The 2,357-nt window shown below is 40.5% G+C and carries 1 protein-coding gene; it reads left to right on the top strand.

Annotation, left to right across the window (positions count from 1 at the left end; genetic code table 11):
- Positions 1-607: 607 nt before the first annotated feature.
- Positions 608-2,257, top strand: a complete 1,650-nt coding sequence (ltrA, locus tag ACFX4G_RS28140) for a group II intron reverse transcriptase/maturase (RefSeq protein WP_279621081.1) — start codon at positions 608-610, stop codon at positions 2,255-2,257.
- The last annotated feature ends 100 nt before the right edge of the window (positions 2,258-2,357 follow it).

Genomic DNA, 2,357 nt, shown 5'->3' with positions numbered 1-2,357 from the left:
ATTATGGTGCGACAAGAAGTCGCTTTCTTACAGTGTAGCTAACGCTACTCATCTAGACGCCAAGATGATCTCCATCCGAAACGGCATGCTTGGTAACGAGTCTGTCGGTTGCATGAGGAGATGTGGAAACAGAGGACAAATGCATGGTCCAGAATACTGCTAGGAGAAGATAGGTATGGTAAACGAAAGTGAAGGTTTGTAAGCTTCGTAAGGGTTAGCTCAAGATAATGCACAGCTTTGCTTGGGTCTTGGCAAGAGGAAAAGTAGAATCATAATGCTGCTCTGATGCGTCCCGCATCTTGCCCGGAGTAAAGAACCTACCTACCCCTATCGCATCTGTAGGAAGTGGAACTTGGTAAGCCTTATGTCATCTGCATAAGCAGTAGGATGACTGTAAAGTCAAACGATGTGGCAGAGGGTATGGGATATGAGAAAAAGCGAAAGCCGTTACCCTGAAAAGGGACAGGAAAGCAGAAACATCGTATAACTGGACGGATACTGTCGTCTCTATTGACAATGACAGGCTCGAAAGAGCGCCCACTTCTCATGGGTCTTCAACACGAAAATAAATTTGTGGCTATCTTCTAACGAAAAGGAGCGTGCTGTTATGAATACCTCTCTACGAGCGTCGGCGCACGTCTCGCATAAAGATTGGTACTCTATTGATTGGAGTATTATACAAAAATATGTAGCGAAGTTACGACAAAGAATTTATCGTGCCGAACAGAAAAATCAACAAAGAAAAGTAAGGAAACTTCAACGTTTACTCCTACGGAGTAAAGCAAATCTACTGCTTTCCATTCGCAGAGTAACACAACAAAATAACGGTAAGCGAACACCTGGTGTAGATGGCTATACGGCTTTAAAACCAAGCGAACGTATCAAACTTTATAAACAAATAGTTAAATGTAATGTCTTTCGACATCGTCCAAAGCCAGCAAAACGAACGTTTATCCCGAAGAAAAATGGAAAGATGAGACCTCTCGGTATCCCCACGATACGAGATCGAGTGTATCAAAACATAGTAAAAAACGCACTCGAACCACAATGGGAGGTCAAGTTTGAACCAACTTCTTACGGTTTTCGTCCTAAACGAAGCACACACGATGCTATAAGTAATCTTTTTAATAAGCTTAACACGAATAGTAAGAAAAAGTGGGTATTTGAGGGAGATTTTTTAGGATGCTTTGACCATCTTAATCATGATTGGATAGTAGAACAAACATCTATGTTTCCAGGAAACACTCTCATCAAAAGATGGCTTAAAATGGGTTACATAGAGCAGGATATGCTTCGTACGACAACAGAAGGAACCCCTCAAGGGGGTGTTGTGTCTCCCCTTCTAGCTAATATCGCCTTATGCGGTATGGAAGAAGAAATTGGTATTGTTTATAAAAAGACATACAAACCAAACGGAGGATACGCAATCGATCCAAAATGTAAGATAGGACGTGTTCTCTATGCCGATGACTTTGTCATCGTAACGGAAACGAAGGAAAAGGCTGAAAGCATGTATGAGAAACTAACTCCTTACTTACAAAAGCGAGGAATTACACTTAGTAAAGAGAAAACTAGAGTTACACATATTGAGAACGGGTTTGATTTTCTCGGTTTCTCGCTGCGTCAATACAAGACGGAACAAGGCAATAAGCTACTAATCAAACCTAGCAGAGACAGCATTAAAAAAGCAAAAAATAAGATAAAAGATACGTTCGCAGTAATGAGAGGACGACCAATAAAAGAACTAATACGTGTTTTAAATCCAATTATTCGTGGTTACGGACAGTATTGGAAACATGTCGTTTCTAAAAAGACGTTTGGATATATGGATAATTACTTATTCCTTAAAATAACAAAATACCTTAAACGACTACATCCAAAGAAGGCGTGGAAATGGATTATTAAACGTTATTTTAAGAAGCCCAACCATGGAGGGAATGATAAATGGACTCTCACATGTCCACTTACTAACATTCAATTGTTAAAGATGTCCTGGATTAAGATAGAACGGCATGTCATGGTAGCCTATAAAAACAGCCCAGATGATCCGAGTCTAAAAGAGTATTGGGAAAAACGAGACCGTAAGGTCTTTAATAATGAAAATACATTGGATAGGATGAAACTCGCAAGAAAACAAGGATATCGTTGTGCGTTGTGTAAGCAGACTTTACAAAATGGAGAGAAAGTTACAGTGCGAAACCTAGAGGTTTCTACAGGTCAATTTGCTAAATTAGTACATGTACCATGTATTAAATAAGTTGTTCGGATAAAAAGAAGGCTTGAGCCGTATGACGGGAAATCTGTCACGTACGGTTCTTAGGGGGGCGGGCGCTCGTGAGAGTGCCTGCCTACCCGAC

Source organism: Priestia sp. YIM B13486 (assembly GCF_042787865.1).
Classification (GTDB): Bacteria; Bacillota; Bacilli; order Bacillales; family Bacillaceae_H; genus Priestia; species Priestia megaterium.
The sequence above is the reverse complement of the archived record's forward strand: the minus strand, read 5'-3'. Positions and strand labels throughout refer to the sequence as shown.

Coding starts and splice junctions, on each gene's coding strand:
- ltrA (WP_279621081.1), top strand. CDS start 608: ATGAATACCTCTCTACGAGCGTCGGCGCACGTCTCGCATAAAGATTGG.